Genomic DNA, 23,189 nt, shown 5'->3' with positions numbered 1-23,189 from the left:
CGGCGCGCGTCTATTCGTTCCGGTCCCTGATCTGGATAGCATCGCCGCGTCACCGCGCGCCGAGCCCCGGAATCGAGTCGCGAACGTCGAAGTCGAAGCGGTCGGTGTAGAGCAGTCCGAGGCCGAACAGCGCGGCGACGCCGACGGGCACCCAGTTGCCGAAGTAGGCGTTGATCGGTCCCCACAGGAGGACGAAGCTCACGAGGTCGTCGAGCATGAACTCGCACTCCCGCAAGCGGTGGCGGAGGCCCGCGCGCTCGAAGCCGAGGTCGAAGGCGGCGACGGCGACCGTGGCCGAGAGGACCCAGCCGAGGTAGTTCGAGAGGGGGACGCCGTAGTAGGCCCCGCCGCCGGCGTACCTCCAGAAGCCGACGGAGACGGCGGCGGGGTCGAGCACGAGGTCCATCCCGAGGACGGCGAGGACGACGACCGGGAGGCGCACCCGCGCCCGGTCCGCGCGCCCGCCGAGCAGGAGCAGACAGAGCAGGTAGCTGTTGAGCACGAGCGGGAAGAAGAACACGGGCAGGCCGACCGGGATCGCCCCGAACAGCATCGGCCCGAGGTCGATCGCGTACTCGAACTCCCCGTAGGGCCACCCGGTCGTCACGCCGAGGTACTCGATGCCGTAGGCGTAGAGGGTCAACGCGAGGAGCGCCGCCGTCGCCCGGCGGTCGAGCAGGGGCGCGACGCCCGCGACCAGCGGGAGGCGCATCACGACGACCCCCGCGAGGATGAGATACGGGTTGTAGGCGAGCGGGCCGAGCAGCGACTCCGCGCTCGCGACCAGCAGCACCGCGCCGACGACCGGGAAGACGACCGAGATGACGAACCGATTCCCGCGGACGAGGTCGTCGAGGCGCGTCTCGACGCGCGCCCGGGCGGGGGTCGTCTCGACCTCAGCCATGGAGGAGCCTCCAGAGCCCGCCGAGCGTGATCGCCATGCCGACGAGCGTGTTGATCGTCGGGTACCACCAGTACGCCTCGTCGACCGCCACCCCGGAGCGCACGATGGCGAACACGAGGAGCGGGTAGGCGAGCAGCACCGCGGCGAAGAACGGGTGGACGAGGCCGAAGACGGCCGCCGCGGCGAGCCAGCAGGTCGCGCAGTAGGCGTACGCGCGGCGCTCCCCGAGGACCGTCGCCGTCGTCCGGATGCCGGCGGCGCGGTCCGGTTCGACGTCCGGGATCGCGGAGAACGTGTGCATCCCCATGGTCCAGAGCCACGCGCCCGCGACGGCGGCGAGCGGGGGGTACTCGCCCGCGACGGCGGCGTAGGCGACGACGCCGGGGAGGACGTACAGCCCGTTCGACGCGGAGTCGAGGAGGGGCGTCGTCTTGAACCGCAGCGGGGGCGCGCTGTACTCCGTGGCGAGGAACGCGAAGGCGGCGAGCGCGACGAGCGCCGGGACCGGGAGGAACGGGACGAGCGCGACTCCGAGCAGGCCGCTGGCGGCGACGACCCCGAGCACGAGGCGACCCCCCTCGAAGCGCACCTCGCGCCCCTCCTTCTTCTCGTTGTGGGCGTCGACCTCGGCGTCGAAGACGTCGTTGACCCCGTAGAGGTAGACGTTCGCCGGGACGAGGAAGTACGCGAACAGCGCGAGCGCGATCGGCGAGAGGAGTTCCGGGACGCTCCCGGCGGCGTAGGCGACCCCGACGATCACAGGGCCGGCGAGGTAGAACCAGAACCGGGGGCGCGACAGGCGGAGCAGGTACCCGAGGCGCGTCGACTCCGGGGGGAGGAGGCCGTCGAGGCCGGCGCGCAGGTGGCGCTCGTCGCTTCCGGTCATCACAGGTCGTCTACGAGCGCGGACGCCGTATGCTCACCGCTGATGAGGCACATCGGGACGCCGACGCCGGGCGTGGTGAACCCGCCGGCGAAGTAGAGGCCGTCGACGGCCGCAGAGCGGTGAGGCGGGCGGAGAAGCGCCGTCTGGCGGAGGGTGTGGGCGAGCCCCAGCGCGGTACCGCGGGTCGCGTTGTAGCGGTCGGCGAAGTCCTCGACGCAGAACGACTCCTCGAAGACGATCCGGTCGCGGAGGTCGACGCCGGCGTTCTCCGCGAGGTCCGCGAGGACGAACTCGCGGTACGCCTCGCGCAGGTCGGGGGTGTCCTCCAGTCCGGGGGCGATCGGGACGAGGACGAACAGGTTGCCGTGGCCCTCGGGGGCGACCGAGTCGTCGGTCACGCTCGGGGCGCAGACGTAGTACGCGGGGTCGTCGGGCCAGGCGGGATCGTCGAAGATGTCCGCGAAGTGCCCGTCCCAGTCGGTCGGGAGGACGAGCGTGTGGTGCGCGAGCGGGGAGACGTCGCCCTCGACGCCCAGGTAGAGCAGGAAGGCGCTCGGCGCGTAGGTGCGCGACGCCCAGTAGTCGGCGTCGTACTGGCGCTCGTGTTCCGGGAGGAGGTCCTGCTCGGTGTGGGCGTAGTCGGCGTCGCTGACGACGAAGTCGGGGCGATGGACCGTTCCGTCCACGGTCTCGACGTGGAAGCCCTCGCGGCGCTTCGTGATCTCGACCACCTCGGCGTCCGTCTCGATCGAGACGCCCAGTCCCGCCGCGAGGTCGGCGATGCCGTCCACGACCGCGCCGATCCCGCCGTCGGGGTAGAACACGCCCATGTTGAAGTCCACGTGCGCCATCATGTTGTAGAGCGCCGGGGTGTTCTTCGGCGACCCGCCGAGGAACACGAGCGTGTACTGCATGATCTGCTGGAGCTTCGGATCGTCGAAGTAGTCGGCCACGTAGTCGTCCATCGTCCCGATCAGTTGCAGGCCGATCGGCGCGGCGCGCAGCACGTCGAGGTCCACCCAGTCGCGCAGGCGGGGGCGGTCCTCGTAGACGAAGTGCTCCATCGCCACCTCGTAGTGCGTCTCGCTCGTCTCGAGGTAGGACTCGAGCGCCGCGCCCGCGCCGGGTTCCACCGACTCGAACCGCGCCACCATCTCCTCGCGGTCGTCGGTCACGTCGATCCGGTCGCCGTCCTTGTAGAAGATCCGGTAGTGGGGGTCCAGCCGTTCGAGATCGTAGTAGTCGGCGGGGCGCTCGCCGAAGTGCGAGAAGAACCGCTCGAAGACGTCGGGCATGAGGTACCACGACGGCCCCATGTCGAAGCGAAAGCCCTCCGCCTCCAGCCGCGAGGCGCGCCCGCCGACCTGCTCGTTCTTCTCCAACAGCGTCACGTCCGCGCCGTCGCGCGCGAGGTAGCAGGCCGCGGAGAGGCCGCCGAACCCGCCACCGACGACGACGACCGACCGTCCGGCGAGGGGCGTCCCGTCCGCGTCCCGTCGTAGGACCATGCGTCACTGTTAGTCGGAGCGAACTAAAACCCGCTCGTTCCGACCGATCGACGGCAACCACCGGCGGTAGAGCCTGCGGGCGAGAAGCGCATCGTCGGTTTCGCCGTCCCTCGGACGCCGCGCGTGCCGACCCGGATAGCGGCAAGCCTCTGGACGATCTCGGGGCTTAACTTCCGCCCGCACGTTTCCCAGCGTGCATGAACGACGCAGTGACACCTGTCGCGGGGTGCCGATAGATGGCGGAGACGGGGAGCGAGATGGAGACGGAGACGGACACCCGAGAGGGGGCCGACGGCGAGAAAGCGGAGGGCGAGCGTGACCCGCCGTCGCTGCTCGGTCGCCTCCTGTTCGGGGGCGTGCTCGCGTACACGGCGATCGACGGGTTTCGGAACCTGGACGGACAGATCGCCTACGCGGAGGCGAACGGCGTCCCCGTCCCCGAGCGCCTCGTCCCGCTGGCGACGGGGTTGCTGGCGTTCGGGAGCGTCGGCGTCGCGCTCTGGCGCGTCCCGAGGCTGGCGACGGCCGCCGTCGTGACGTTCCTCGCGGCGATCACGCCGACGATGCACGACTTCTGGAACGCGCCCGACGAGCAGCGGGGCAACGAGCGAAACCACTTCGTCAAGAACGTGGCGATGCTCGGCGCGGCGGTGGCGTTCCTCCGCCGCGCCACCGGGCGGTAACGCGCGACGCCCGGGGTGCGGTCGGCCCGACGCGGTTCCCTTTCCACCGACCGCGACCACCGCCGAGCGCGAAGTGCTATACCGGCAGCGGACGAAGCGCTCTACGACAGCGATGACCGGGAGCTACCGCCGCTGGCGGCGCGCCGCGGCCGCGACGAACCTCGCAGAGCGCGCGGCGATCCAGTACTACCGTCCCGGGGACGACGGCGACCTCTACGACGTGGCGATCGACGGCGAGAAACGGACCTACCCGCTGCTGGCGCGGCGGGGGTGGCTCGCCGGGCGGTCGGACGTGTCGGCCGTCCTCGGGCCCTACCGCGACGAGAAGCGCACCGCGGTGGACGAGGGGGTCGTCGCATCGCTCCGCGCCCGCCGCGCCGACCGCGGCGGCGACGACGCCGGCCTCTGGAACGGCGAGACGTACGCCGTGAGCGCGACCGACGCGGACTGCCCTCCCTTTCCCGTCACGCGGTCGGACTACTTCTCGGGTTGCTCGACGGCGGTCGGCCTCGACGAGGAACTGACGCGCGCGCTCTACGACGCCGACGTCCCGCCCGACGCCTCCGACGGCGCGCTCCGCGGGGCGATCGACGCGCTCTCTCTCCCCCGTCGCGAGCGACGGTTCCCCGACGCCGCGTCGTTCTTCAGGTCGAATCTCCCGCCGAACGTCCTCGGGGCGGGCGTGCTCCCGGTGTTCGACACCGGCGACGGCTACGCGACCATCCGCTACCGACGGTCGGCGGGCGTCGCACACTACCCCGAGAAGGTCGCGGTCGGCGTTTCGGGGATCGTCGCCCCGGACTCGGCGGGGGAGCCGCCGAGCGTCCGTCGCGCCCTCCTCACCGAGTTCGCGGAGGAGCTGTTCGACGCGGAGGGCGGGGACGAAGACCCGCTCGCCCACGAGTCGGTCGTCCGCCTCGAGCGGCTCCTGGAGCGCGGGGAGGCGCACCTCGACTTCGCGGCGGCGGCCTGCAACGCTCTCGGCGCGAACGTGCTCCTCTGCTCCCTGCTGTTCGTCGAGTCGCCTGCGTACTACCGCTACGTCCGCGACGGGCTCTCGATGAACTGGGAGGGGTCGGACCCCGAGTGGGTGGCGCTCTCCGACGGCGACCGTCTGGCCGAGCTGAGCGACCCCCGCGGGATCGTCCCCCACAGCGCGCTCTGTCTCTTCGAGGGGTTGCGGCGACTCGAGGACGCCTACGGCGTGCACTCCGGGCTGTCGTTCGAGCGTCGGCCGCCCTAACGGTCCCCGGCGACCTGCGAAACGACGAAGCGTCCCCCGGGCGTGCGTCCCGCATGGACGACCTGACGGCGGTGGTGACCGGCGCGAGCCGGGGGATCGGAGCGAGCGTCGCCCGCCTGTTCGCGAACGAGGGGGCGTACGTCGCGCTGTGCGCGAGAGACGACGGCGCGCTGGCGTCGGTCGTCGAGGGGATCGAGACCGACGGGGGGCGCGCGACGGGGCTCCGTGCGGACGTCCGCGACGAGTTCGACCTCGAACGGCTGATGGAAGTCGCCGCCCGCGAGGGCGACGGGATCGACCTCCTGGTCCCCTGCGCCGGCGTCTACCACGGATCGCCCGGCGAGACGCCGCTCGCGGGGGAGTCGTACAGCGCCTTCGACGACCACCTGCGCACGAACGGCCGGGGCGTCTACGCCGCGATCCGCGAGGCCGTCCCGCACCTGAACGGCGGCGCGCGCGTGCTGGTGCCCTCCGGTTCGGTCGCCCGCGACGCGAGGCCGGAGTTCGGTTCCTACGCCGTCTCGAAGGCGCTCGCGGAGGCCGTCGCGCGACAGTTCGCCGCCGAACTGGACGCCGCGGTCGGCGTGGTCGACCCGGGAACGGTCTCGACGGCCCTCGCCGGCGGGGACGGACGCGATCCCGACGCCGTCGCGGCGATGTTCCGCTGGGCGGCGGTCGACGCCCCCGACGAGGACGTCGACGGCCGAGTCCTCGACCTCGGGGCGTGGCGACGCGCGACCCGGTGACGACGAACCGAGCGTTTTAGTAACTTGGAGCATAGAATTGTTAATCGGATGGGTATCACGGACACCGTTTCTCGCGCGGCGATCGGTCGATCCTCGGGGGTCGGGGCGGTCGCCGTCGCGGCGCTCGTGGCGCTGTCTGCGGCCGCGCTCTCGGCCGGACTCTGGAAGGTGACGGCCATCAGCTGGGTCGCGTTCGCCGCGATGGCGGGGGCGATCCCGCTCGGCGTCCGCGCCGCCGGGAGCGTCGACGCCCGCCGCCTCGTCTGGGGGTACGGCCTCGCCAGCGGGGCGATGGTGGCGAGCGCCGCCGCCTTCCTGCTCCCGCAGGCGATCGGTCTCGATCCCAAGATCGGCGGGTTCGGCGTCGCCGCGGGCCTCCTCGTCGGGTTCGCGTCGCACACCCTCGGACACCGGATCTCCCACCTCGACCTCCCGTTCGACGCGACCGCGGCGCAACTGGCCGCCCACGCCCTCTCGGCGGGCCTCATCATCGGGCTCGTCTACGGCGCGATGCCGGAGCTGGGGCTCCTGCTCGGCCTCGCCATCGTCTCGCACAAGGGACCGGCCGGCTACGCCGCCGCACGGCGACTCGCGGACGGGGGGCGCTCGCCACTGGTGCTTCTGGTTCCTGCCGCGGGCGTCGGACTCACCGCGATCCCGGCGGCGAGCGTCGGCCTACCGAGCGCCCCCGCGACGAACGCCGCCGTCTTCGGCTTCGCGGCCGGGATCTTCCTCCACGTGGCGATGGACTTCCTCCCCCGCTGTGAGGTGGGCAGCGAGGTGACGGAGGTGGCCCAGATCTCCGCCGACGACCACCGCCTGCTCGACCGCCTGCGCACCCACGCCGTGGCGAGCACGTCGCTCGGCGCGGTCGTCGTCTTCCTCGCGTGGGTCGTCCTGCGCTGACCGGCGAAGCGGGGGATCGGCGGTACCGTCGTCGCTGTCGCGCTACTCGATGACGACGTCGCTCGTCGGGTCGTCGAGGTCCCACAGCAGTCGTGGGAGGAAGGCGTCGAGGTGATCGACGACCTTCCGGTCGCTCACGTGCAGCCCCTCGCAGTACTCGTGCGCCGACTCCCGCACGTCCACGTGGATCTCGCCGTCCTCGACGCTCACCGAGAGCGGGAAGACCGAACAGCGGGTGGGTTTCCAGTCGTGTTCGGCGTGGAGCGCACAGAGGCCGTCGTCGCGCAGGAAGTGGCACGCGCGGCCGTCCACGTCGACGTGCTCCTCGCGGTCCTTGTCCTCGCGCTTGACGAAGTCGCGGCCGCGGAGCTGCTTCGTCGAGCGGTTCAGGTTCTCGCGCTTCGCGAGTTCCGCGAAGTCCTCCTCGTACAGCAACACGCCGTGGTGACAGCACCACGTGCACTCCGGGACGCACTCGAAGGTCAACTCGGGGTCGAACTCGACGATCGCCTCACAGCCCGGGTGGACCTCGACGCGGCGGGGCGTGGTCACGTCCTCTACTGTGTCGCACGGAGGCATACGTCCTTCGACGGGCCCGAGTGCGGACCGAACGGCGGGGCCGACTCGCCGGCCGACGGCGCGCCGGTGGCGGCGTCGGTAGCGTATATCCCCTCTCGTCGCCTCTCTCTCGTATGCCCACGACGCTCACGGCGGCGGACACGCACACGTCGAGCGTGTTCTTCGCCGCGCCGTTCGACGCGGTCTGGTCGCGCGTGACCGACCCCGAGGCGTTCCCCACGCTGTACCCCGACTGGGCCAGCGCGGTCGAGCGCGCCGGCCGGGGCGCGTTTCGTGGGACCGACCCGACCGGCGACGAGTTCACCGTCTACCCGCACCTTGACCGCGAGTTCGGCATCGCCGACCTCGAAGTGGTCGACGAGGGGGGCGCATCGGAGTTCTTCCGCTCGCGGCTCTTCCCGGTCGGCGAGACCGCCTGCGTCCTCGTCCACCTCACCGTTCGCCGGCCCCGCCTCTCGGACGACGAGTGGGCGGACCACAGACGGCGGATCGACGACGACCTCCGGCGCGCGAAGGCCGTCGTGGAGGGGGAGTTCAGTGGCGGTCAGGGGCGGTGAGGTGGGGTAATGGGCGATAGAAAAACCGCTTCCGTACACCTCTTCTCGATATCGTCCATCTAATTCGAGCAGGGAATCCCGGCCCTTCGACGGGAAGCGACGTAGGCGGTGGTCGTGCCTCCAGATCTACAGAACGTGGCTCGAACGGACCACGTCCCGTTTTCCCGTCACGCCTCGTCGGTCGTTGCCCTTCCGGAGGACTCGGCGACCGTTACCCAGCCGTCGGCATCGACGCTCACTTTGTACTGGTTGTAGCGGAACTCGACGGTCGAGTCCGTATCGTTCCTGTTTGCGTCCGGACGGCCGAACAGGGCGTTCTCGATGCCCGTAACGTCCACCATCTCGTAGAGCGGTGGGGTCTTGACCTCGACTCCGGGGACGTTCTCGGTGTCCGCGATCGCACCGATGATGACGGTGGTCAGGTCCCGGGACTCGGCCGGGTCGTAATGCGCCTGTGTTACGAAGTCCCAGCCTCCGTCAGCTGTCTCCCCGGGAGTCGGCGCGTCCATCTGCCAGTTCGTGGACGTGGGTTCACGATGTTCCTGGCCTGTATCGATCGAAGGACTTTGTCCCGATCGCTCCTTATCCATCGTTGTCACCTTCTTTCGTAGTTATTTTTTTTTCGTGGTCGTCCCGTGCGTGTGTTTCCTGGGCGGCATCGACGCTCGCTCCGGCACCCTCCAGGGCTGCGAGTACCTGCGCAGCGTTCTCGTCCGCGACGATTATCTCCGCGTCCTCGCCGTCGTCGTACTCGACGATGTCCAACTCGACCAGTTTCGGGATGTGAGCGTGATAGAGGGAGATGTACATCTCATCCCGCTCGACGTCGGCAACGTCCTCCGCGGGGATATCCCGTTCCCACGCGACGAGTTTCGTCGCCAACTCGGTGAGCGTCCACCGCGTGCTCGAAAGCAGGGAGTAGACGATGTACCGTCGTCGCGGATGCGCCAGCGCCTCGTAGACGAACTGCAGGTCCAGTACCTCCACTGGCGGTGGTTGCGCAGTCCGAATGTAGTCGTCGACGTCGCGTTGCATGCCCCCCCCGGACTCTGGCTGCTCTGATTCATCGCCCATACCTCCCACCTGAGTTTACAGCCTATTAATCATCTCGCCGGACCAGCGAGCACTGTCTCGGTATCGATAGTGTACGTACCCGATCCCTGCGCGACGCATATTCACCATAAAAAAGGTCGGATACGGGTACTATATTGGTCGAGCGTACGTTCCGGTGCCGTCACGCACCGCTACCTTCAGTTACACTTCCGCCGAGCTTGGCGGAGTCCTTTGGGACGGTGGCGAGTCGGTTCGGCGAACATGGACGACCGAGTGCGGAGGCACGCGGAGATCCTCGTCGATCACTGTACCGACGTCGGCCCCGACGACGACGTGCTGATCAGCGCGCCCGCGACGGCGGACGATCTCGTCGTCGCGCTCTACGAACGTCTCGGGGAACGCGGCGCGCGGCCGACCCTCTCGTGGCGTAATCGGCGAGCCGGTCGCGCGTACGCCCGCGCGATGGACGTGGACGACTTCCGGACGAAGGGACACGACCTCGCGGCGATGCGGGAGACGGACGTGGTGATCATGGTGGCCGGGTCGACGAACGCCGCCGAGACGAGCGACGTCGACCCGGCGAAGGCGGCCGCCTCCGCTCGCGCCAACCGCCCCGTGCTCGAGGAGCGCCTCGAGTCGACGCGCTGGGTGATCACCCAGCACCCGACGCCCGCCGACGCGCAGCGAGCCGAGATGAGCACCGCCGCGTGGACGGACTTCGTCTACGACGCGGTGAACCGCGACTGGGCCGCCCAGCGCGAGTTCCAGGAGCAACTGGTCGAGATCCTCGACCCGGCGGCGGCGGTGCGCGTCGTGAGCGGCGAGGGGACCGACCTCTCCATGAGCGTCGACGGGATGCGAGCCGGTAGCGACGACGCGACGCGCAACCTCCCCGGCGGGGAGGTGTTCACCGCGCCGGTCCCCGACAGCGTCGAGGGGGAGGTGACGTTCGACCTGCCGGTGCGCCGGCACGGCCGGGAGGTGCGCGACGCCCGCCTCGTCTTCGAGGGAGGTGAGGTGGTGGACCACACCGCGGGTCGGAACGAAGACGTGCTGACGAGCGTGCTCGACACCGACGAGGGGGCGCGACGGCTCGGCGAACTCGGCATCGGGACGAACCGCGGGATCGATCGGTTCACCGGCACCCTGTTGTTCGACGAAAAGATGGGCGACACCGTCCACCTCGCGCTCGGGAACGCCGTGGAGGAGTGCGTCCCGGACGGTCGCGAGTTCAACGCGAGCGCGACGCACGTCGACATGCTCGTGGACGTGAGCGAGGACTCGCGCATCGAGGTGGACGGCGAGGTCGTCCAGCGGGACGGTACGTTCCGGTTCGAGGAGGGGTTCGACGGCTAGTTATACCCTCTCCAGCGGTGGCCGCACTCCTGGCACTTGAAGAAGCGCGTCGGGGGTTCGTCGGCACTGGCTGTCTGCTTGATCGTGTACCACGCCCGGTCGTGGCCGCACTCCTCGCAGGTCGCCTCGGTGCTCGGGAGGCCCTCGTCTGCCGCCTCCTCGGACGATTCGATCACGTCGTCGAACGTCTGCTTCTCGGTGCTGACGAACTGCGCGGCGCGCTCTCTGTCCTTGGGGACGCGCGCGCCGCAGGACGAACAGACCATCTCGTCCCCGTCGGCGTGCATCAGCGAACCGCAGTCGTCGCAGAACTGCATGCCCTCGCGTAGTCGCTCGAGGGGCAAAAGTCACCCGTCGTAAGTCACCCGTCGGCGGGCGGACCGCTCGCGCTCGCGCCCTCGTTGCGCGCGGCGACGACGCGAACGTCGCCCCCGACGCCCAGTTCGTCGAGGGCCGCGCGGGCGTCGTCGGCCGCCGTTCCGGCGCGGTCCTCGTCGGTCACGCCGTAGATCGTCGGCCCCCAGGACGACTGGCCGACGCCGGAGACGGCGGGCGACCCGCGGAGGGCGGCGACGACCTCGCCGGCGGGCGGGCGGTACACGCCCCCCTGTTCGTCGGCGTACCACGCGCCGTTGAGGCGACCGAGGGCGGCGACGGCCGCGCCGAACCGCTCCACGTCGCCCTCCGCTATGGCCGGGAGGAGTCGTCGGGTGAGGACGGCCGCGAGTTCGTCGGCGACGGTCGCGTCGGCGCGCTCGATGACCGCCCGCATGCTCTCGTCCTCGTCCGCGCCGTGCTTCCCGCTCTCGGCCTCCGGGATCACGAGGAGGAATCGCCAGTCGGCGGGCACGTCGTGGCGGACGGCGACCGCGGGGACGGCCCACTCGCCCGGCCGCGGCGGGGCGGTCGTGAACCGCTCTGCGGGGTGGCCGGCGTCGACGACGAACCCGCCGGCCTCGAAGGTGGCGACGCCGACGCCGCTGCGCCCGCCGCGGTCGAGGGCGGGCGCGCGCTCGCGGACGCGGGCCGGGCGGTCGTGCGCGTCGGCGACGGCCGCGAGCGTCGCCAGGGCGTGCTGCGTCCCGCTCCCGAGTCCGACGTGCCGCGGGAGGGACTCGACGAGGCGGACGCGCGCGCCGGGAACGTCGAGCGCCTCGCAGGCGCGTCGGGCGGCGCGCTCGACGGTCGGATCGGCGTCGAGCGTCGCGGCGGGTTCGGCCTCGACGACCGCGCGCGGCTCGTCGAGCGCCACGCCCACGCCGCCGTAGAGGCGTTCGTGGGCGAGCGAGAGGTTCTGAAACCCGAAGTGGAGACGCGCGCCGGTCTCGACCCGAACCATGTCCGCCCATCGACGGTGGGTCGTATCCCGGTTGCGTCACCGGAAAGGCCTACCACCAGTCTCGCCCGTCCTCGTCCGCCTCCCGCCGGCGTCGGTCCCCAGTCGCCCCGTTCTCCCCTACCAGTCCCTGAAGTACCTCGATCCGGGCTCGCGACCGAGCGCGTACCGGACGTACCCGATCGCGTAGCGCAGGAAGAGCCCGCCGTAGCCCTCCTCGCGCTGGCGACGGACGGAGGTTCGAACCCAGGCGTGGGGATCGTACACCAGTCTCCCGCGGGCCTTCATGCGCAGCGAACAGTCGGTGTCCTCCATGAACGGGAGCGACTCGTCGAACCCGCCGGCGGCGAGGAAGTCCTCGCGTCGGTAGCTACAGTTGTTACCGCTCGCCTGGACGAAGCCGACGGGCCAGGAGACGCGGTACCAGTAGTCAGAGAGGAGCTTGAACAGCGCCTCGTCGGTCCGGTCGCCGTCGAGCGGCCTGAGCGGCCCGCCGACGCCGACAACGCGCCGATCGTGGTAGTGGCTCAGATGCCGCGCCACCCAGCCCGGCGGGACGACGGTGTCGGCGTCCGTGAAGCAGACGACCGTCGCGTCGGTCGCGCGGGCACCCTGGTTGCGCGCCGCGGCGGGGCCGTCCTCCGCCTCGTCGCGAACGACGCGACCGGTCGCTGCGTGCTCTCTCGCGACGGTCTCGGTGCCGTCGTCGCCACCGACGACCACGACGACCTCTGCGTCCTGCCCGGCGAGCGCGTCGAGCGCGCGCGAGACGGCGGCGCGCTCGTTGTACGCGGGTACGACGACGGCGGCGTCCATACCGGACGGGCGCGCGGAGGGCGCATTAACGGTGGTGATCCGGCGGGCGTCCAGCGCCCGCGACGCGACGCGCGACTCCCTGCGCCCGCGGTGCTCGGCTCCGATCGCGCGGCGGCGAGAAAAGAGCGGCCCGCCGACCTCAGTCGTGCCGCCCGCGGGGCAACGATGCGAGCGGAAGCGCGCTCGCGACGTCCGCAAGCAGCGTCCGGTCGCTCGACTCGGTCGACTCCCCCGAGTCGGCCGTGTGGGCGTCGCCGTCGAGACGGACTCCGCAGGCGGGACAGACGAACCGCGGTCGTTCGCCGTCGCGACCGTAGACGTAGAAGCGGTCACAGCCACAGCGCTCGCACGCTCGCTGTGGCGGGAGCGTCGTCGGATCGCACAGCTCGCCGCCCGTGTCGGTGTCAGTGTCAGTGCCGGTCTCGGTCTCGGTATCGCGTGTTATCGCCATCTGTCGCCTCCCGTCAATTGACTCTCCCCCCCAGTTGAATGTACTTCGTGGCTATGCACGTAGATCGGGGGAACCCGTTCGGGAGGGGGCCTCTGCGGGCGGGGGAGATCCCGAACGCCTCGAATCGACGGCGCTCGGTCCGTCGGAAACACGCCCGATCACCGCTTCCGGACGGCGCTTTCCCCCGTTTCGTCCTGTCCGAGCAGTACTTACCTGAACGCATACATTCAGTGATCAAAGTAGTGGGGATTAGTTATGAGTCGGTATCGTGAACCTCAACGACCGAATACGATCTCCCGATGGTGACGGGGAGATCGGGGAGCGGTACGGCGTTATTCGAGGGATAACGGACCTGTTCGGGGGACGCGGCGGTCGGCTCCGCGAACGCGCCGACCGTCGACGCCTCCGGGACGGTCGCCGTCGCGACCACCGGGCCAGGGCACCGTCCCGTCCAGCGGAAAATACTAACCCCATGACGTAGTGGTGAAATTATGTCGTTGACGCGCGCCAGAGTGATGGTCGTTCTCGCGCTGACCCTCGCCGTGACCGGTTCGCCGCTCTCGGGAGTCGCGCTGGCGGAACGTACCGCTCTCGAGGAGAGCCAGGGGTCCGCGAGCGGTTCGGCGTGGACGAGCGTGACCCTCGCGATGCAGGCGAACGGGACGAACGGCACGAGCGGAACGAACGGAACGAACGGAACGAACGCGAGCAGGCCGCCGGACTCGGACGGCGACGGCCTCTCCGACGCGAACGAGACGGGCCGCTACAACACGGGCCCGACCGTCGCCGACACGGACGGCGACGGCCTCTCCGACGGCGAGGAGGTCAAACTGTACGGTACCGACCCCGCCTACCGCGACACGGACGGCGACGGCCTCTCCGACAGCATCGAGGTGAGGAAGTTCAAGACGAACCCGAAGAAACGCGACACGGACGGCGACGGCCTCCCCGACGGCGAGGAGATCCGGCGGGGAACCAACGTCACGAAACGGGACACCGACGGGGACGGCGTCTCAGACGGCGAGGAGGTCGACGCGGGACTCTCTCCCACGAAGCGCGACTCCGACGGCGACGGAACGACCGACTCGACCGAATTCAACCGGACCGAAACCCCGACGCCGTCCTCCGACGGGGGCGGAACGAACGCGGGGACGGAGACGGGCGGAAACGAGTCGACCAACGCGACCGGCGAGAACCCCGCGGAGGGGTCCAACCAGACCGGTCCCGGATTCGGCGTCGCCGCCGCCGTCGTCGCCCTCGCGAGCGCGACGCTGTTGCTGCGCCGTCGCGCCTGACCCGTTTCGCCGTCCCTCCGACTACGTCGAACGGACCGGTCGTTCTCACGACTCGACGAGGTCAGTCAGATCCGTCGCAACACGCCGTGGTCGCACCCCGGACAGTCGGCCGAACCGTCGGGCGCGAACCGACTCACCACGGCACCGCACGCGTCACACACCTGTAGTTCGTGATCGACCGCCAGCCGGCGGTCGATCGAACCAACGGCGAACTGCTCGCGTTCGAGGACGGCGACCCGCCGCTTCAATCGCCTGAGTTCCTCGAACACGTCCCGCACCTCGTCCCGCTCCGCCGTTCCTCCCGACAGGTGTCGCCCGGAACGCGCGAGCGTTTGCAGTTGCAACCCGCCCCTCTCGCCACGGTCTTCGAACCCGTCCCCCTCGTCCGTGGTACACGCCTTGATGTGACTCAACAACGCCGTCGCGTCCATCCTCTCACCGCATTTGTGACACGTAAGTTTCGACATCCTGTGACCCACCTCCTACGGATACCGACGCTCCGCAGAGAAATATGTCGAGCGCTTGTATCGATTCCGTGAGCCTCTTTCGCCCATCGGGATGGCCGACGGGGAATACCGCCGGGTAGCGGGGGGTCCGTCGGGGTCGTCGTGGCGTTCCGAACGAGCAGCGAGATCGACCCCCGAGTCGGCGCACGCGGCGTCATCCCGACGGGGCGGGGGCGCGGACCGTGACCCGCGGCGATAGCAGGGCGGGCGCTTACGCCGTGCTGTCCCCAACGGATCGGGCGATGAGCTTCGACATCGGCGGTCCTCTCGGGCGGCTCGTGTCGCGGATCGAGCGGGGGACGACACAGTTCGTGACCGACCCCGTGGACTGGCTGTTGCTCTTCGGGGATCGGTTCGTCGTCGCTGCGGCGCTGGCGGGCGTCTTCCTGGCGCTCCTCGTCGGCCTCGAACTGGCCGGGATCGTGGCGGTCGCGGACCCGAGCGCGATGTTCTTCCTCTTCAGCACGCTCGGCGGCGGGAACCTGACGCTGTTGACGATCGTCCTGGCGATCAACGAACTCGTGCTCTCGCGGGAGCTGAACACGCCCGGCGAACTCCGGGAGGAGATACGGAACGTGATGCGCTACCGGAGCGACGTCGCGGAACTCACGGGCCGACCCGTCGTTCCGAACACCCCCTCCCGCTTCGTCGAGGTGCTCCTCGAGGCGACGCGAGAGAAGGTGCAATCGCTCGGCGGACTCGCTATCAACCAGAGCCGCGGCCCCGTCGCCCGCGAGATCGACGACCTCGTCACGACGCTCACCGACAAGATCGACCGGGCGGATCGGGTGCTGAACGCCGCCGAGGAGGGCGTGTTCACCGCGCTCGCGGTCACGCTGGAGACGAACTACGGCGACGAGATCAGCCGCGCGGAGCGACTCCGGACGGTGCACCGAGAGGACCTCTCGACGGATCAACTCCGGCTCCTCGACGAGACCGTCACCGCGCTGCAGGACGCCGACATCGCCCGGCACTACTTCAAGACGATGTACATCCAGTACGAGCTGGTGAACCTCTCTCGCGTCCTGCTGCTCGTCGGCGTTCCGGCCGTGGGCAGCGCGCTCGTGATGATCCTCGTCTACGGCGAGCCGACGGGGGCGACGCTCCCCGCCGAGACCCTCTCGATCCTCGTCCCGCTCGTCGTCGCCTTCGGACTCGTGCCCCTGTCGGTCCTCTTCTCCTACATCCTGCGGCTCGCGACGGTCTCCCGACGGACGATCGGCATCACGCCGTTCATGACCCAGGAACAGCGGTCCTGAGGGACTTCCGGGATCTCTCGCGTTCCGGGGACGTCGGCCCTTCGCGTCGTTCACCCGGGGTCGAACTGACGCGGCTTGGCGATGGCGCTCGGCCGATTTCACGTCGAAGGAAGCGCGACGTTGGCCGCCGTCCTTCAGAGTAGCACACAACTCGCGTGCGTTGTCTCGGAGTTCGAATCTGACACGCCGACGATCGCGAAACCGTGCTCCTCGGCCTCTCGTACGATCTCCGCGGTCGGATCCGGCACCGGGACGAGCACCTCTCGACCGTCTTCGTCATCGGTCCTCGCCGGGCGGGCGCGAAACAGCCGACGAGACTGGCTTACGAGCGGGAAAGGAGGACCCCCGCGTCGGAGCAGTCCAAACCGATTATTTCCCTGTAGGCAAGACGAGATCCATGAGCAAGAGGCTGGACGCAGTCGACAGGCGAATCCTGTATCACCTCGTTCGCGACGCGCGCAATACGTCGGCCCCGGAGATCGCGGAGGAGGTCAACGTCTCCGGGGGGACGATTCGAAATCGAATCGCCCAACTCGAGGACGCCGGGGTCATTCGCGGCTACCACGCGACCATCGATTATCAGCGCACGGAGGGGCGGCTCACGAATCTCTACATCTGCACGAGCCCGGTCCCCGACCGCGATCGCCTCTCGAAACAGGTCGCCGAGATCCCCGGTGTCGTCGGTGTCCGACAGCTGATGAAGGGGCGAAGCAATCTCCACGTGACCGCTGTCGGCGACGATATGCAGGAGTTGAATCACGTCGCGAGCAACCTCTCGAGCATCGGCCTCGAGATCGAGGAGGAGAATTTACTCCAGAGCGAACAGGTGCTTCCGTATCACAAGTTCGGCCCGGACGAATCCCGCGACGGTATCACCATCACGGATTTCATGAAGCTGTCCGGGGGCGCGGAGGTCGTCGAACTCCCGGTGTCGGCGAGCGCCGACGTCGCTGGACTCACCCTGAGCGAAGCCAACGAACGGGGCATAATCCACCCGAACGTCCTGGTAGTAGCGATCGAACGCGACGACACGATACTGACTCCCCGCGGAGATACGACCGTCCGTGCAGACGACCTCGTGACGATATTCTGCCGCGGGGGTATCGACGAGGAGACGCTCGAAGCGTTCGGCCAGGGAAGCCGGTGACTTCGAGCCGTAGGGACCGTCTCTTTTAACCGAACGCTGCTCGTTCGACTGAGCGACGGATCTTCCTCCGGCAGAACGACTCCCGAAGGGCGGCTAACGGATGCCGAAACCCCTGGAGCGTGGCCTCGGATTCCGGGCGACGATCGCGATCGACTCCGGAGTGGAGTACTCGGCCTCACTCGCGACCAGTAGGATACGAGGGGACGGACGTTCCCGAACGCAGTCGTCGAGCGCATCGCGTACTGACCGCGAGACGCTCGAGGCCTACGAGAGGGACGCGAGTACGGTTGCGTACGTTATTCGCATGACACCGGCTCCGAAGCCGAAGCCGACGAACGAGGCGAGAATCGAGATCTCGTTGTGGATCTGACCCTCACCCTCCGTCAGAAACGCCAATCCGATCAGTGATCCCGTCCCCAGACAGATCGTCCCGCCCGAAATAAAACTGAACCACGCGAAGTAGACGTCCTCGGGCAGGGACAGAAACGTGTACCCGGGAGACCAGACGCCCAGCGAGGTGAGCACGTACCCCCCGACCAGGTAGGCGGCGAACGAACTGACGACCAGGAGAAGGAGCGGAATCGAGAGGCGCACACCGACCACGCAGACGCGTTCTACGGTTCCCGCGATCCGGGTACTCGGCGACCGGCCCGGCGGATCGAAGTCGTCCGAGCGAGATGGGGGAACCATCGCACGACTTACCTCCCGATGGTAGTGGCCTTCGCGCCCTTCCCCACCCACTTTCGGACGAACCGCTTCACGTCTGATTGCACGGGCCGATGCTTGCGTACCATCACGACCTCCCCCTCGAACTCCTCGCCGACCGTCTCGGGGATTTCGCCGAACATCACGCGGCGAAGGATACCTTCGCCCGCCGCTCCGATGATGATCGAGTCGAACCCACCCTCGCGAGCGCGTCTCAGGATCGTCTGAGCGACGTCGTCGCCCGCTTCGACGGCGGTATCGACTTCGATATTCGATTCGGCCAGCGCCTCCTGTTTCTCGGCGAGGAACGACCGAGCGTCTTCGACGTCGCCGTCGGTTACGACGTGGAAGAGCGTCACGTCGGCACCGACTGCTGCGTACGCGGCTGCGAAGAGTTCTGCGAGGTCTGCGTTCGGTCCGCCGGCAGTCGGCACCAGTACGTGACCGGGGTTCGGCGATCGTGTAGTCTTCACCACGGCGACGTCACACTCGGCGTTTTCGACGACCGTATCGATGTTCGATCCCAGCGCGTAGTCGGAGAACCGTTTGCGCTGACCCCGCCAGCCGAGCAGCACGAGGTCGCTGTCGCGCTGGTACGCGACGTTGTTGATGCTCTTCGCGACGTCGTGGCCGATCGTCACCGTCTGATGGACTGGGACATCATCGGGAGCGTACTGCATCGCCTCGTCGAGGAGATCCCGCTGTTCGTCCGCGTAGCGCCGCCCCTCCGAGAGCGGCGTCTGTTCGGGGACAGTTGCAACGCTGGTGAGGAGTACCTCCCCGTCCTTGTGCCGCGCTACTGCGCTACCGGCACGAACCAGCTGTTCTGCGTGGCCGGGATTCGCGATCGGAATCAGTACCTGGTAACCGCGTTCCTCGGGCGCGCGTTCTTCGGTGATGAGCCGCGTCTCCTGTTCGGCCTCCGTCTCGCGGACGCGCCCGCGAGAGTAGAGAAAGAAGATCCCGACTCCGACGAGTATCCAGGCGATCGCTCCGTACCACGCTAGCGGGCTGTAATTAAACAGGTAGACGGCGAGACCGAGCTTCGTGAGGATACCGATGATCGGAACGTACGGAAAGTACGGCATCACGTATCCGTAGTCGATCTGATCGCCCCATTCCCGTCGGATCACGATAGCGGCGTAGTTCACCTGGAGGAACATCACGTCGGTCGCAGCCGCGACGGCCTCGATCGGAAGCGCGACCGCCATGAAGATGATGAGCGCTCCGGAGAGCGCCGTCGCGATGTGCGGCGTCCGCTTTTCGGAGTGAACCGCGCTGAACGCATCGGGCAGGACGTGGTCGCGCCCCATCGCGAACGACACGCGCGTCGAGGAGTACGTCGTCGCGTTGAGCGCGGAGAGCGTCGAGAAGATCCCCGCGACTAGAATGACGATGGTCCCGTACGGCATGATCTGACCGGCCGCACGAGCGAGCCCCAGTTCGCCGAGATGGCCGAGGATCTCCCAGACCGCCGCGTCCGAGATATCGTCCGGGACCGGTGGAAGGTTCGTCGCACCGTGACCGCCTGACGCGGCCCCCTCCCCGGCGAGTCGGAACAGGTCGGGCGTGACCGCCACCGCCCCGATGAGGACGATCGCCACGAGCATGTAGATCGTGACGACGATCGCCATCGAGTAGAAGACCGCTTTCGGCACTGACTTCTTCGGATTGACGACTTCCTCGCCGGATTGGACGATGATCTCGTAGCCCTCGAAGGCGATGAAGGTCAGTCCCATCGCGATGAAGACGCCACCGAAGCCGCGCGGGAGGAACGGTTCGAATCGAGCAGTCGCCTCCGCGGGGTGGCCGAAGATGTACCCGAGACCGAACGCGATCAGGACGACGATGACCGTGACCTTGATCAGGGTCACGACGTTGCCGGCGAGCCCGGTCTCTTTCGCTCCCCGGAAGTTAATGTACGCGAAGAGCACGCCAGCGAACGCCGCGAAGACTTTCTCCGGCCCGATCGTGAGCACGAAGAGATCGACCGGCGCGAACAACCGAATGCCGAAATAGTCCGTCAGAAGCAGGTGGACGAACGCACCGAACCCGAGGGTGTACAGCGAGCCGGCGACGGCGTGGGCGAACCAGGACATCCAGCCGGCGAGGAACGCCTGCGACCGGCCGAGGGCTTCACGAACCCAGAGATACCCGCCGCCGGCTTCCGGGATCGCCGAACCGAGTTCGGCGTAGACCATCCCCGTGAAGATGGTGATGAACCCGTTGAACGCGAACGCCATCACGAGGCCAGGTCCGGCCTGCCCCGCGGCCAGACCCGTCAGGACGAAGATCCCGGCACCGATCATCGCCCCGATGCCGATCATCGTGATGTCGAACACCGAGAGGTCGCGAGCGAGTTCTTCGTTGTCGCTGTGACCGGGGAGTCCCCCCTCGCTACTCACGAGAACCACCCTCGTCCCGTCGGTCGAACGGGCCCTTCTCGTAGTCCCCCGCTGCGATCTTGTCCACGACGTACTTACCGTGAATCACGGCGACCTGGAGCCCGACCCAGGCGAGTAACGTGAGGACGGCTCCTATCGTCAGTGTTGACACCATGCGATTTCGCTATCACCATCTCAATATAAAAGTGACTAACGTAGGGGAAAATTAGATATTTAAATAAGGTACGGTGTAGCCATCTACCGGTGGGGTAGGACGAAATCCACGGGTTTCTCGAACTGTAGCCAGTAGTGGAAATTGCTCGGTCACTCGGGTCAGGAGGTCGCAAGTTTGACCGCGACGGATTCACACCCAATCGGTCAATCTGCGTCGAAGTTCGGCGAGCAGAAGCAGTACGCGTGCGCATCGACGAGACTATCGCTCGTGACCGCCGCCGGATGTTCGAGGCGATGGGTGGTCCGGTTCCCACTACCGACGGCGGTGGGCGCGGTTCTCGTTGTCGCCGAAAGTCCGGCGGAAGTCGCGTGAGCCGTGCCGTCCGCAGTGCGGACAGGCCCGCTGCTCGGCGACTCGCATCCGACCCACCATCACGACCGCTCCGACCGCCGAATTCGGCAGGCTCAGTGTGTTCTACCGCTCGGTGATGTGATCCTGTAGAATCCCTTATGGGACCGCTGAGATTCGAACTCGCCGAGACGGTCCCGCTCGCTCCGCTCGCTGTGCGGGCTGCGACTCGTCTGCTCGAATCTCCGCGCTCGTAACCGTTACACTCGACGCTGCCCGTCAGCGTCGAGGGAATCAGTGGGACCGCTGAGATTCGAACTCAGGTCCGACGCACCCCATGCGCCGAGGATACCAGGCTACCCCACGGTCCCGCATTCGCGTTCGCGTTTCGAGAGATGGCGGTCCCCGGGTTAAGCACTTCGTTTCCCTTCGGCCGGGAGACGGCGCTCTCGCGACGCCACTCGAACGAACGCGGACGAGGGCGTCCGAGCCGGACGAGCGCGCGTCGCTCGCGATGACGGTCACCGAATCGGTTCGTTCCGCGGTCTTATCGGCCGCGGCCGAGTGGGGTCGTCATGCGTATGACCTCCGTGCAACTCTCCGGCGAACTCGGTCGGTTGGAGAACCTCGCCGCGGAGTCGGCCGCGCAGTTGCTCGGGTTTCTGGCACAGCTCGCGGTGTTCGCGGTCGTGTTCGTCTCGCTCGTGTTCGTCGGCCGGTGGCTGGTCGTTCCGGTCGCCCAGCGGGTGGTGGACGCTCGCCACCCCAACCCGACGCTCGCCCGGCCGGCGATGAAGGCGGTCCGGGGCGGCGTCCTCGTCGTGGCCGTCGGGGTGGCGTTCGCGGTCGCGGGCTTCGGGAACCTCGTGTCCGCGACGGCCACGATGGCGGCGGCGCTCACGCTCGCGATCGGGTTCGCCTCGCGCGACATCATCTCGAACATCGTCGGCGGACTGTTCATGATCTCGGATCCGAAGTTCAACATCGGCGATTGGATCGCGTGGAACGAGCGCGAGGGCGTCATCGAGGACATCAGCTTCCGGATGACGCGCATCCGGACGTTCGACAACCAGGTGGTCACGGTTCCGAACTCCACGTTGATCAACGCCGAGGTCACCAACTACGTGACGAAGCCGCGACTGCGCATCGACCTCCCGATCACCATCGGGTACGACGACGACATCGACACCGCGCGCCGGATCGTCCTCGAGGAGGCCGGGGGGATCGACGAGATCCTCGACGTGCCGGAGCCGGCCGTCTACGTGGACGAACTCGCGGATCGGTACGTCGGGCTGAAGACGTACGTCTGGATCCGGAGCCCCTCGCGTCGGCGCTACCTCGACATCCGGTCCGCGTTCGCGCAGGCGGTGAAGGAGCGCTGCGACGAGGAGGACGTCGAACTTCCATACCCACAGTACGTCGACGGGGAGGTCGCGGTCGTGGGGCCGCCCGAGCGCACCCCGTGGCGGGACGGCTAGACCAGCACGCGCTCCAGGTCGACGACGGTCCCCGCGTCCGCGTCCGGATCGCCGACGAGTCGCCCGAGACAGATCGCCGCGCCGTCGGGCGTGTAGCAGGCGACGAGGGCACCCTCCTCCGCGTCCTCCGCGTCGAGCACGCCCGGCGCGTACACGGGCGCGCCGTGGGCGACCTGCTCCGCGGTGCTCTCGGCGACGGTGACGCGGGGGAGGTGCACCAGCGCGCGTTCGGCGGGGCGGACGCACTCGCGCAGGAGCGACTCGTCGCCGTCGTCGGCGAACGCGAGCGCGTCGGTCACGTCGTGCATCGTCGCGAGGTCGGTGTCGTCGAACGGGCCGGTCCGGACGCGCCGCAGGTCGCCCATGTGCGCGCCCGTGCCCAGCGCGAGGCCGAGGTCGTGACAGAGCTTTCTGACGTAGGTCCCGGACGCGCACTCGACGCGCAGGAGGGCGCGTCGCTCCTCGCGTTCGAGGACCGTCAGCTCGTGGATCGTCCGCGTCCGCAGCCGCCTGCGCACGGCGCTCTTTCGCGGCGGTTTCTGGTAGATCTCCCCCTCGAACTCGGCGACGACGGCCTCGAAGTCGGCGGGGGCGGGTCGGTGGAGTTCGAGCACCGCGACGTACCCCTTCACGCTGTCGTCGAAGACCTGCGCCATCCGGGTCGCGTCGCCGAGCGTGACCGGGAGACAGCCGGTCACCTTGGGGTCGAGCGTCCCCGCGTGGGCGGCGCGGTCGACGCCGACGAGGTCGCGCAGCCACCCCGCGACCTGGTGGGAGGAGGGACCGGGTGGCTTGTCGAGGTTGACGACGCCGAACGAGAGGAGGTCGGCGAGCGATCGGTCGTCCGGAGGTCCGCGCACGATCACGT

27 protein-coding genes and 1 tRNA gene are annotated in these 23,189 nt (G+C 68.5%); 10 read left to right on the top strand and 18 right to left on the bottom strand.

Going from position 1 to position 23,189, the window contains the following annotated elements; genetic code table 11:
- Positions 1-49 precede the first annotated feature (49 nt).
- From cruF to crtID, 3 genes are read right to left on the bottom strand one after another with little or no spacing between them, the layout of a single operon-like run.
- Entirely contained in the window at positions 50-904 is an 855-nt protein-coding gene (gene cruF / locus NKI68_RS03660; RefSeq protein ID WP_254545334.1) for a bisanhydrobacterioruberin hydratase, read from the bottom strand.
- Positions 897-1,790, bottom strand: a complete 894-nt coding sequence (locus NKI68_RS03655) for a prenyltransferase (protein ID WP_254545333.1) — start codon at positions 1,788-1,790, stop codon at positions 897-899. Before NKI68_RS03655 ends, cruF begins: the two co-directional genes overlap by 8 nt.
- On the bottom strand, positions 1,790-3,298 hold the full coding sequence (gene crtID / locus NKI68_RS03650; protein ID WP_254545332.1) for a bifunctional phytoene desaturase/3,4-desaturase: 1,509 nt from the start codon (positions 3,296-3,298) through the stop codon (positions 1,790-1,792). The genes NKI68_RS03655 and crtID overlap by 1 nt, the downstream gene beginning before the upstream one ends.
- Before the next feature lie 236 nt (positions 3,299-3,534).
- Between crtID and NKI68_RS03645 the strand changes: the two genes are divergently transcribed.
- From NKI68_RS03645 to NKI68_RS03630, 4 genes are all read left to right on the top strand, one after another.
- Positions 3,535-3,981 carry a DoxX family protein gene (locus NKI68_RS03645; protein WP_254545331.1) on the top strand — a complete coding sequence of 149 codons (447 nt, stop codon included), beginning with the start codon at positions 3,535-3,537 and terminating at the stop codon, positions 3,979-3,981.
- A 112-nt stretch (positions 3,982-4,093) separates the two neighbouring features.
- A complete protein-coding gene (locus NKI68_RS03640) occupies positions 4,094-5,224 on the top strand; it encodes a hypothetical protein (protein WP_254545330.1) in 1,131 nt (376 codons plus the stop codon).
- A gap of 53 nt (positions 5,225-5,277) precedes the next feature.
- Positions 5,278-5,970, top strand: coding sequence for an SDR family NAD(P)-dependent oxidoreductase (locus tag NKI68_RS03635; RefSeq protein WP_254545329.1), 693 nt, complete (start codon positions 5,278-5,280; stop codon positions 5,968-5,970).
- A gap of 48 nt (positions 5,971-6,018) precedes the next feature.
- The gene (locus NKI68_RS03630) at positions 6,019-6,876 is read left to right on the top strand and encodes a ZIP family metal transporter (RefSeq protein ID WP_254545328.1); all 858 of its coding nucleotides are present in this window, start codon (positions 6,019-6,021) and stop codon (positions 6,874-6,876) included.
- Positions 6,877-6,918: 42 nt separating this feature from the next.
- On the opposite strand, the gene NKI68_RS03625 is transcribed toward NKI68_RS03630, so the two are convergent.
- The gene (locus NKI68_RS03625; RefSeq protein ID WP_368410922.1) at positions 6,919-7,455 is read right to left on the bottom strand and encodes a hypothetical protein; all 537 of its coding nucleotides are present in this window, start codon (positions 7,453-7,455) and stop codon (positions 6,919-6,921) included.
- 113 nt (positions 7,456-7,568) lie between these two features.
- Here NKI68_RS03625 and NKI68_RS03620 point away from each other — a divergent pair, with 113 nt between their 5' ends.
- A complete protein-coding gene (locus tag NKI68_RS03620; protein ID WP_254545326.1) occupies positions 7,569-8,012 on the top strand; it encodes a hypothetical protein in 444 nt (147 codons plus the stop codon).
- 167 nt (positions 8,013-8,179) lie between these two features.
- Here the strand turns inward: NKI68_RS03620 and NKI68_RS03615 are convergent, their stop codons facing one another.
- Positions 8,180-8,602, bottom strand: a complete 423-nt coding sequence (locus NKI68_RS03615; protein WP_254545325.1) for a HalOD1 output domain-containing protein — start codon at positions 8,600-8,602, stop codon at positions 8,180-8,182.
- Positions 8,595-9,086: a DUF7344 domain-containing protein gene (locus NKI68_RS03610; RefSeq protein ID WP_254545324.1), complete on the bottom strand. Its 492-nt coding sequence runs from the start codon at positions 9,084-9,086 to the stop codon at positions 8,595-8,597. The genes NKI68_RS03615 and NKI68_RS03610 overlap by 8 nt, the downstream gene beginning before the upstream one ends.
- A gap of 240 nt (positions 9,087-9,326) precedes the next feature.
- Between NKI68_RS03610 and NKI68_RS03605 the strand changes: the two genes are divergently transcribed.
- Positions 9,327-10,421: an aminopeptidase gene (locus NKI68_RS03605; protein WP_254545323.1), complete on the top strand. Its 1,095-nt coding sequence runs from the start codon at positions 9,327-9,329 to the stop codon at positions 10,419-10,421.
- Here the strand turns inward: NKI68_RS03605 and NKI68_RS03600 are convergent.
- The 5 genes from NKI68_RS03600 to NKI68_RS03580 form a co-directional block, all read right to left on the bottom strand.
- Complete coding sequence (locus NKI68_RS03600) at positions 10,418-10,738, bottom strand: transcription factor S (protein ID WP_254545322.1); 321 nt, start codon at positions 10,736-10,738, stop codon at positions 10,418-10,420. The two genes, NKI68_RS03605 and NKI68_RS03600, sit on opposite strands and share 4 nt — an antisense overlap.
- Positions 10,739-10,782: 44 nt before the next feature.
- Complete coding sequence (locus tag NKI68_RS03595) at positions 10,783-11,760, bottom strand: beta-ribofuranosylaminobenzene 5'-phosphate synthase family protein (RefSeq protein WP_254545321.1); 978 nt, start codon at positions 11,758-11,760, stop codon at positions 10,783-10,785.
- Between the two features lie 117 nt (positions 11,761-11,877).
- Positions 11,878-12,573, bottom strand: coding sequence for a glycosyltransferase family 2 protein (locus NKI68_RS03590; RefSeq protein ID WP_254545320.1), 696 nt, complete (start codon positions 12,571-12,573; stop codon positions 11,878-11,880).
- Positions 12,574-12,712: 139 nt separating this feature from the next.
- On the bottom strand, positions 12,713-13,024 hold the full coding sequence (locus NKI68_RS03585) for a hypothetical protein (protein ID WP_254545319.1): 312 nt from the start codon (positions 13,022-13,024) through the stop codon (positions 12,713-12,715).
- 253 nt (positions 13,025-13,277) lie between these two features.
- Positions 13,278-13,454 carry a hypothetical protein gene (locus tag NKI68_RS03580; RefSeq protein ID WP_254545318.1) on the bottom strand — a complete coding sequence of 59 codons (177 nt, stop codon included), beginning with the start codon at positions 13,452-13,454 and terminating at the stop codon, positions 13,278-13,280.
- A gap of 61 nt (positions 13,455-13,515) precedes the next feature.
- Here NKI68_RS03580 and NKI68_RS03575 point away from each other — a divergent pair, with 61 nt between their 5' ends.
- Positions 13,516-14,319 (top strand): PGF-CTERM sorting domain-containing protein, encoded by an 804-nt coding sequence (locus NKI68_RS03575; RefSeq protein ID WP_254545317.1) that lies wholly within the window; start codon positions 13,516-13,518, stop codon positions 14,317-14,319.
- 65 nt (positions 14,320-14,384) lie between these two features.
- Here the strand turns inward: NKI68_RS03575 and NKI68_RS03570 are convergent, their stop codons facing one another.
- On the bottom strand, positions 14,385-14,750 hold the full coding sequence (locus NKI68_RS03570) for a hypothetical protein (RefSeq protein WP_254545316.1): 366 nt from the start codon (positions 14,748-14,750) through the stop codon (positions 14,385-14,387).
- A gap of 317 nt (positions 14,751-15,067) precedes the next feature.
- Here NKI68_RS03570 and NKI68_RS03565 point away from each other — a divergent pair, with 317 nt between their 5' ends.
- Complete coding sequence (locus tag NKI68_RS03565) at positions 15,068-16,084, top strand: DUF7972 family membrane protein (protein WP_254545315.1); 1,017 nt, start codon at positions 15,068-15,070, stop codon at positions 16,082-16,084.
- 397 nt (positions 16,085-16,481) lie between these two features.
- The gene (locus tag NKI68_RS03560) at positions 16,482-17,231 is read left to right on the top strand and encodes a winged helix-turn-helix transcriptional regulator (RefSeq protein ID WP_254545314.1); all 750 of its coding nucleotides are present in this window, start codon (positions 16,482-16,484) and stop codon (positions 17,229-17,231) included.
- A gap of 264 nt (positions 17,232-17,495) precedes the next feature.
- Here NKI68_RS03560 and NKI68_RS03555 read toward each other — a convergent pair whose 3' ends face one another.
- From NKI68_RS03555 to NKI68_RS03540, 5 genes are all read right to left on the bottom strand, one after another.
- A complete protein-coding gene (locus tag NKI68_RS03555; protein WP_254545313.1) occupies positions 17,496-17,921 on the bottom strand; it encodes a hypothetical protein in 426 nt (141 codons plus the stop codon).
- A gap of 8 nt (positions 17,922-17,929) precedes the next feature.
- Positions 17,930-20,341 carry an amino acid permease gene (locus NKI68_RS03550; RefSeq protein WP_254545312.1) on the bottom strand — a complete coding sequence of 804 codons (2,412 nt, stop codon included), beginning with the start codon at positions 20,339-20,341 and terminating at the stop codon, positions 17,930-17,932.
- Positions 20,334-20,495, bottom strand: a complete 162-nt coding sequence (locus NKI68_RS03545) for a hypothetical protein (RefSeq protein WP_254545311.1) — start codon at positions 20,493-20,495, stop codon at positions 20,334-20,336. Before NKI68_RS03545 ends, NKI68_RS03550 begins: the two co-directional genes overlap by 8 nt.
- Before the next feature lie 312 nt (positions 20,496-20,807).
- On the bottom strand, positions 20,808-20,915 hold the full coding sequence (locus NKI68_RS23910; RefSeq protein ID WP_438267809.1) for a DUF7563 family protein: 108 nt from the start codon (positions 20,913-20,915) through the stop codon (positions 20,808-20,810).
- Positions 20,916-21,141: 226 nt separating this feature from the next.
- Positions 21,142-21,214, bottom strand: a tRNA-Pro gene (locus NKI68_RS03540).
- Positions 21,215-21,424: 210 nt separating this feature from the next.
- Between NKI68_RS03540 and NKI68_RS03535 the strand changes: the two genes are divergently transcribed.
- Entirely contained in the window at positions 21,425-22,321 is an 897-nt protein-coding gene (locus tag NKI68_RS03535) for a mechanosensitive ion channel family protein (protein WP_254545310.1), read from the top strand.
- Here NKI68_RS03535 and NKI68_RS03530 read toward each other — a convergent pair.
- Complete coding sequence (locus NKI68_RS03530) at positions 22,318-23,187, bottom strand: RNA-guided pseudouridylation complex pseudouridine synthase subunit Cbf5 (protein ID WP_254545309.1); 870 nt, start codon at positions 23,185-23,187, stop codon at positions 22,318-22,320. The two genes, NKI68_RS03535 and NKI68_RS03530, sit on opposite strands and share 4 nt — an antisense overlap.
- Positions 23,188-23,189 lie beyond the last annotated feature (2 nt).

This window comes from Halomarina pelagica, from assembly GCF_024228315.1.
GTDB classification, from domain to species: domain Archaea; phylum Halobacteriota; class Halobacteria; order Halobacteriales; family Haloarculaceae; genus Halomarina; species Halomarina pelagica.
This window is presented reverse-complemented; position numbering and strand designations above follow the sequence as displayed.

Excerpts from the sequence above, each read along its gene's own strand:
- cruF (WP_254545334.1), bottom strand. The coding sequence starts at position 904 with ATGGCTGAGGTCGAGACGACCCCCGCCCGGGCGCGCGTCGAGACGCGC.
- NKI68_RS03655 (WP_254545333.1), bottom strand. The coding sequence starts at position 1,790 with ATGACCGGAAGCGACGAGCGCCACCTGCGCGCCGGCCTCGACGGCCTC.
- crtID (WP_254545332.1), bottom strand. The coding sequence starts at position 3,298 with ATGGTCCTACGACGGGACGCGGACGGGACGCCCCTCGCCGGACGGTCG.
- NKI68_RS03645 (WP_254545331.1), top strand. The coding sequence starts at position 3,535 with ATGGCGGAGACGGGGAGCGAGATGGAGACGGAGACGGACACCCGAGAG.
- NKI68_RS03640 (WP_254545330.1), top strand. The coding sequence starts at position 4,094 with ATGACCGGGAGCTACCGCCGCTGGCGGCGCGCCGCGGCCGCGACGAAC.
- NKI68_RS03635 (WP_254545329.1), top strand. The coding sequence starts at position 5,278 with ATGGACGACCTGACGGCGGTGGTGACCGGCGCGAGCCGGGGGATCGGA.
- NKI68_RS03630 (WP_254545328.1), top strand. The coding sequence starts at position 6,019 with ATGGGTATCACGGACACCGTTTCTCGCGCGGCGATCGGTCGATCCTCG.
- NKI68_RS03625 (WP_368410922.1), bottom strand. The coding sequence starts at position 7,455 with ATGCCTCCGTGCGACACAGTAGAGGACGTGACCACGCCCCGCCGCGTC.
- NKI68_RS03620 (WP_254545326.1), top strand. The coding sequence starts at position 7,569 with ATGCCCACGACGCTCACGGCGGCGGACACGCACACGTCGAGCGTGTTC.
- NKI68_RS03615 (WP_254545325.1), bottom strand. The coding sequence starts at position 8,602 with ATGGATAAGGAGCGATCGGGACAAAGTCCTTCGATCGATACAGGCCAG.
- NKI68_RS03610 (WP_254545324.1), bottom strand. The coding sequence starts at position 9,086 with ATGGGCGATGAATCAGAGCAGCCAGAGTCCGGGGGGGGCATGCAACGC.
- NKI68_RS03605 (WP_254545323.1), top strand. The coding sequence starts at position 9,327 with ATGGACGACCGAGTGCGGAGGCACGCGGAGATCCTCGTCGATCACTGT.
- NKI68_RS03600 (WP_254545322.1), bottom strand. The coding sequence starts at position 10,738 with ATGCAGTTCTGCGACGACTGCGGTTCGCTGATGCACGCCGACGGGGAC.
- NKI68_RS03595 (WP_254545321.1), bottom strand. The coding sequence starts at position 11,760 with ATGGTTCGGGTCGAGACCGGCGCGCGTCTCCACTTCGGGTTTCAGAAC.
- NKI68_RS03590 (WP_254545320.1), bottom strand. The coding sequence starts at position 12,573 with ATGGACGCCGCCGTCGTCGTACCCGCGTACAACGAGCGCGCCGCCGTC.
- NKI68_RS03585 (WP_254545319.1), bottom strand. The coding sequence starts at position 13,024 with ATGGCGATAACACGCGATACCGAGACCGAGACCGGCACTGACACTGAC.
- NKI68_RS03575 (WP_254545317.1), top strand. The coding sequence starts at position 13,516 with ATGTCGTTGACGCGCGCCAGAGTGATGGTCGTTCTCGCGCTGACCCTC.
- NKI68_RS03570 (WP_254545316.1), bottom strand. The coding sequence starts at position 14,750 with ATGGACGCGACGGCGTTGTTGAGTCACATCAAGGCGTGTACCACGGAC.
- NKI68_RS03565 (WP_254545315.1), top strand. The coding sequence starts at position 15,068 with ATGAGCTTCGACATCGGCGGTCCTCTCGGGCGGCTCGTGTCGCGGATC.
- NKI68_RS03560 (WP_254545314.1), top strand. The coding sequence starts at position 16,482 with ATGAGCAAGAGGCTGGACGCAGTCGACAGGCGAATCCTGTATCACCTC.
- NKI68_RS03555 (WP_254545313.1), bottom strand. The coding sequence starts at position 17,921 with ATGGTTCCCCCATCTCGCTCGGACGACTTCGATCCGCCGGGCCGGTCG.
- NKI68_RS03545 (WP_254545311.1), bottom strand. The coding sequence starts at position 20,495 with ATGGTGTCAACACTGACGATAGGAGCCGTCCTCACGTTACTCGCCTGG.
- NKI68_RS23910 (WP_438267809.1), bottom strand. The coding sequence starts at position 20,915 with ATGCGAGTCGCCGAGCAGCGGGCCTGTCCGCACTGCGGACGGCACGGC.
- NKI68_RS03535 (WP_254545310.1), top strand. The coding sequence starts at position 21,425 with ATGACCTCCGTGCAACTCTCCGGCGAACTCGGTCGGTTGGAGAACCTC.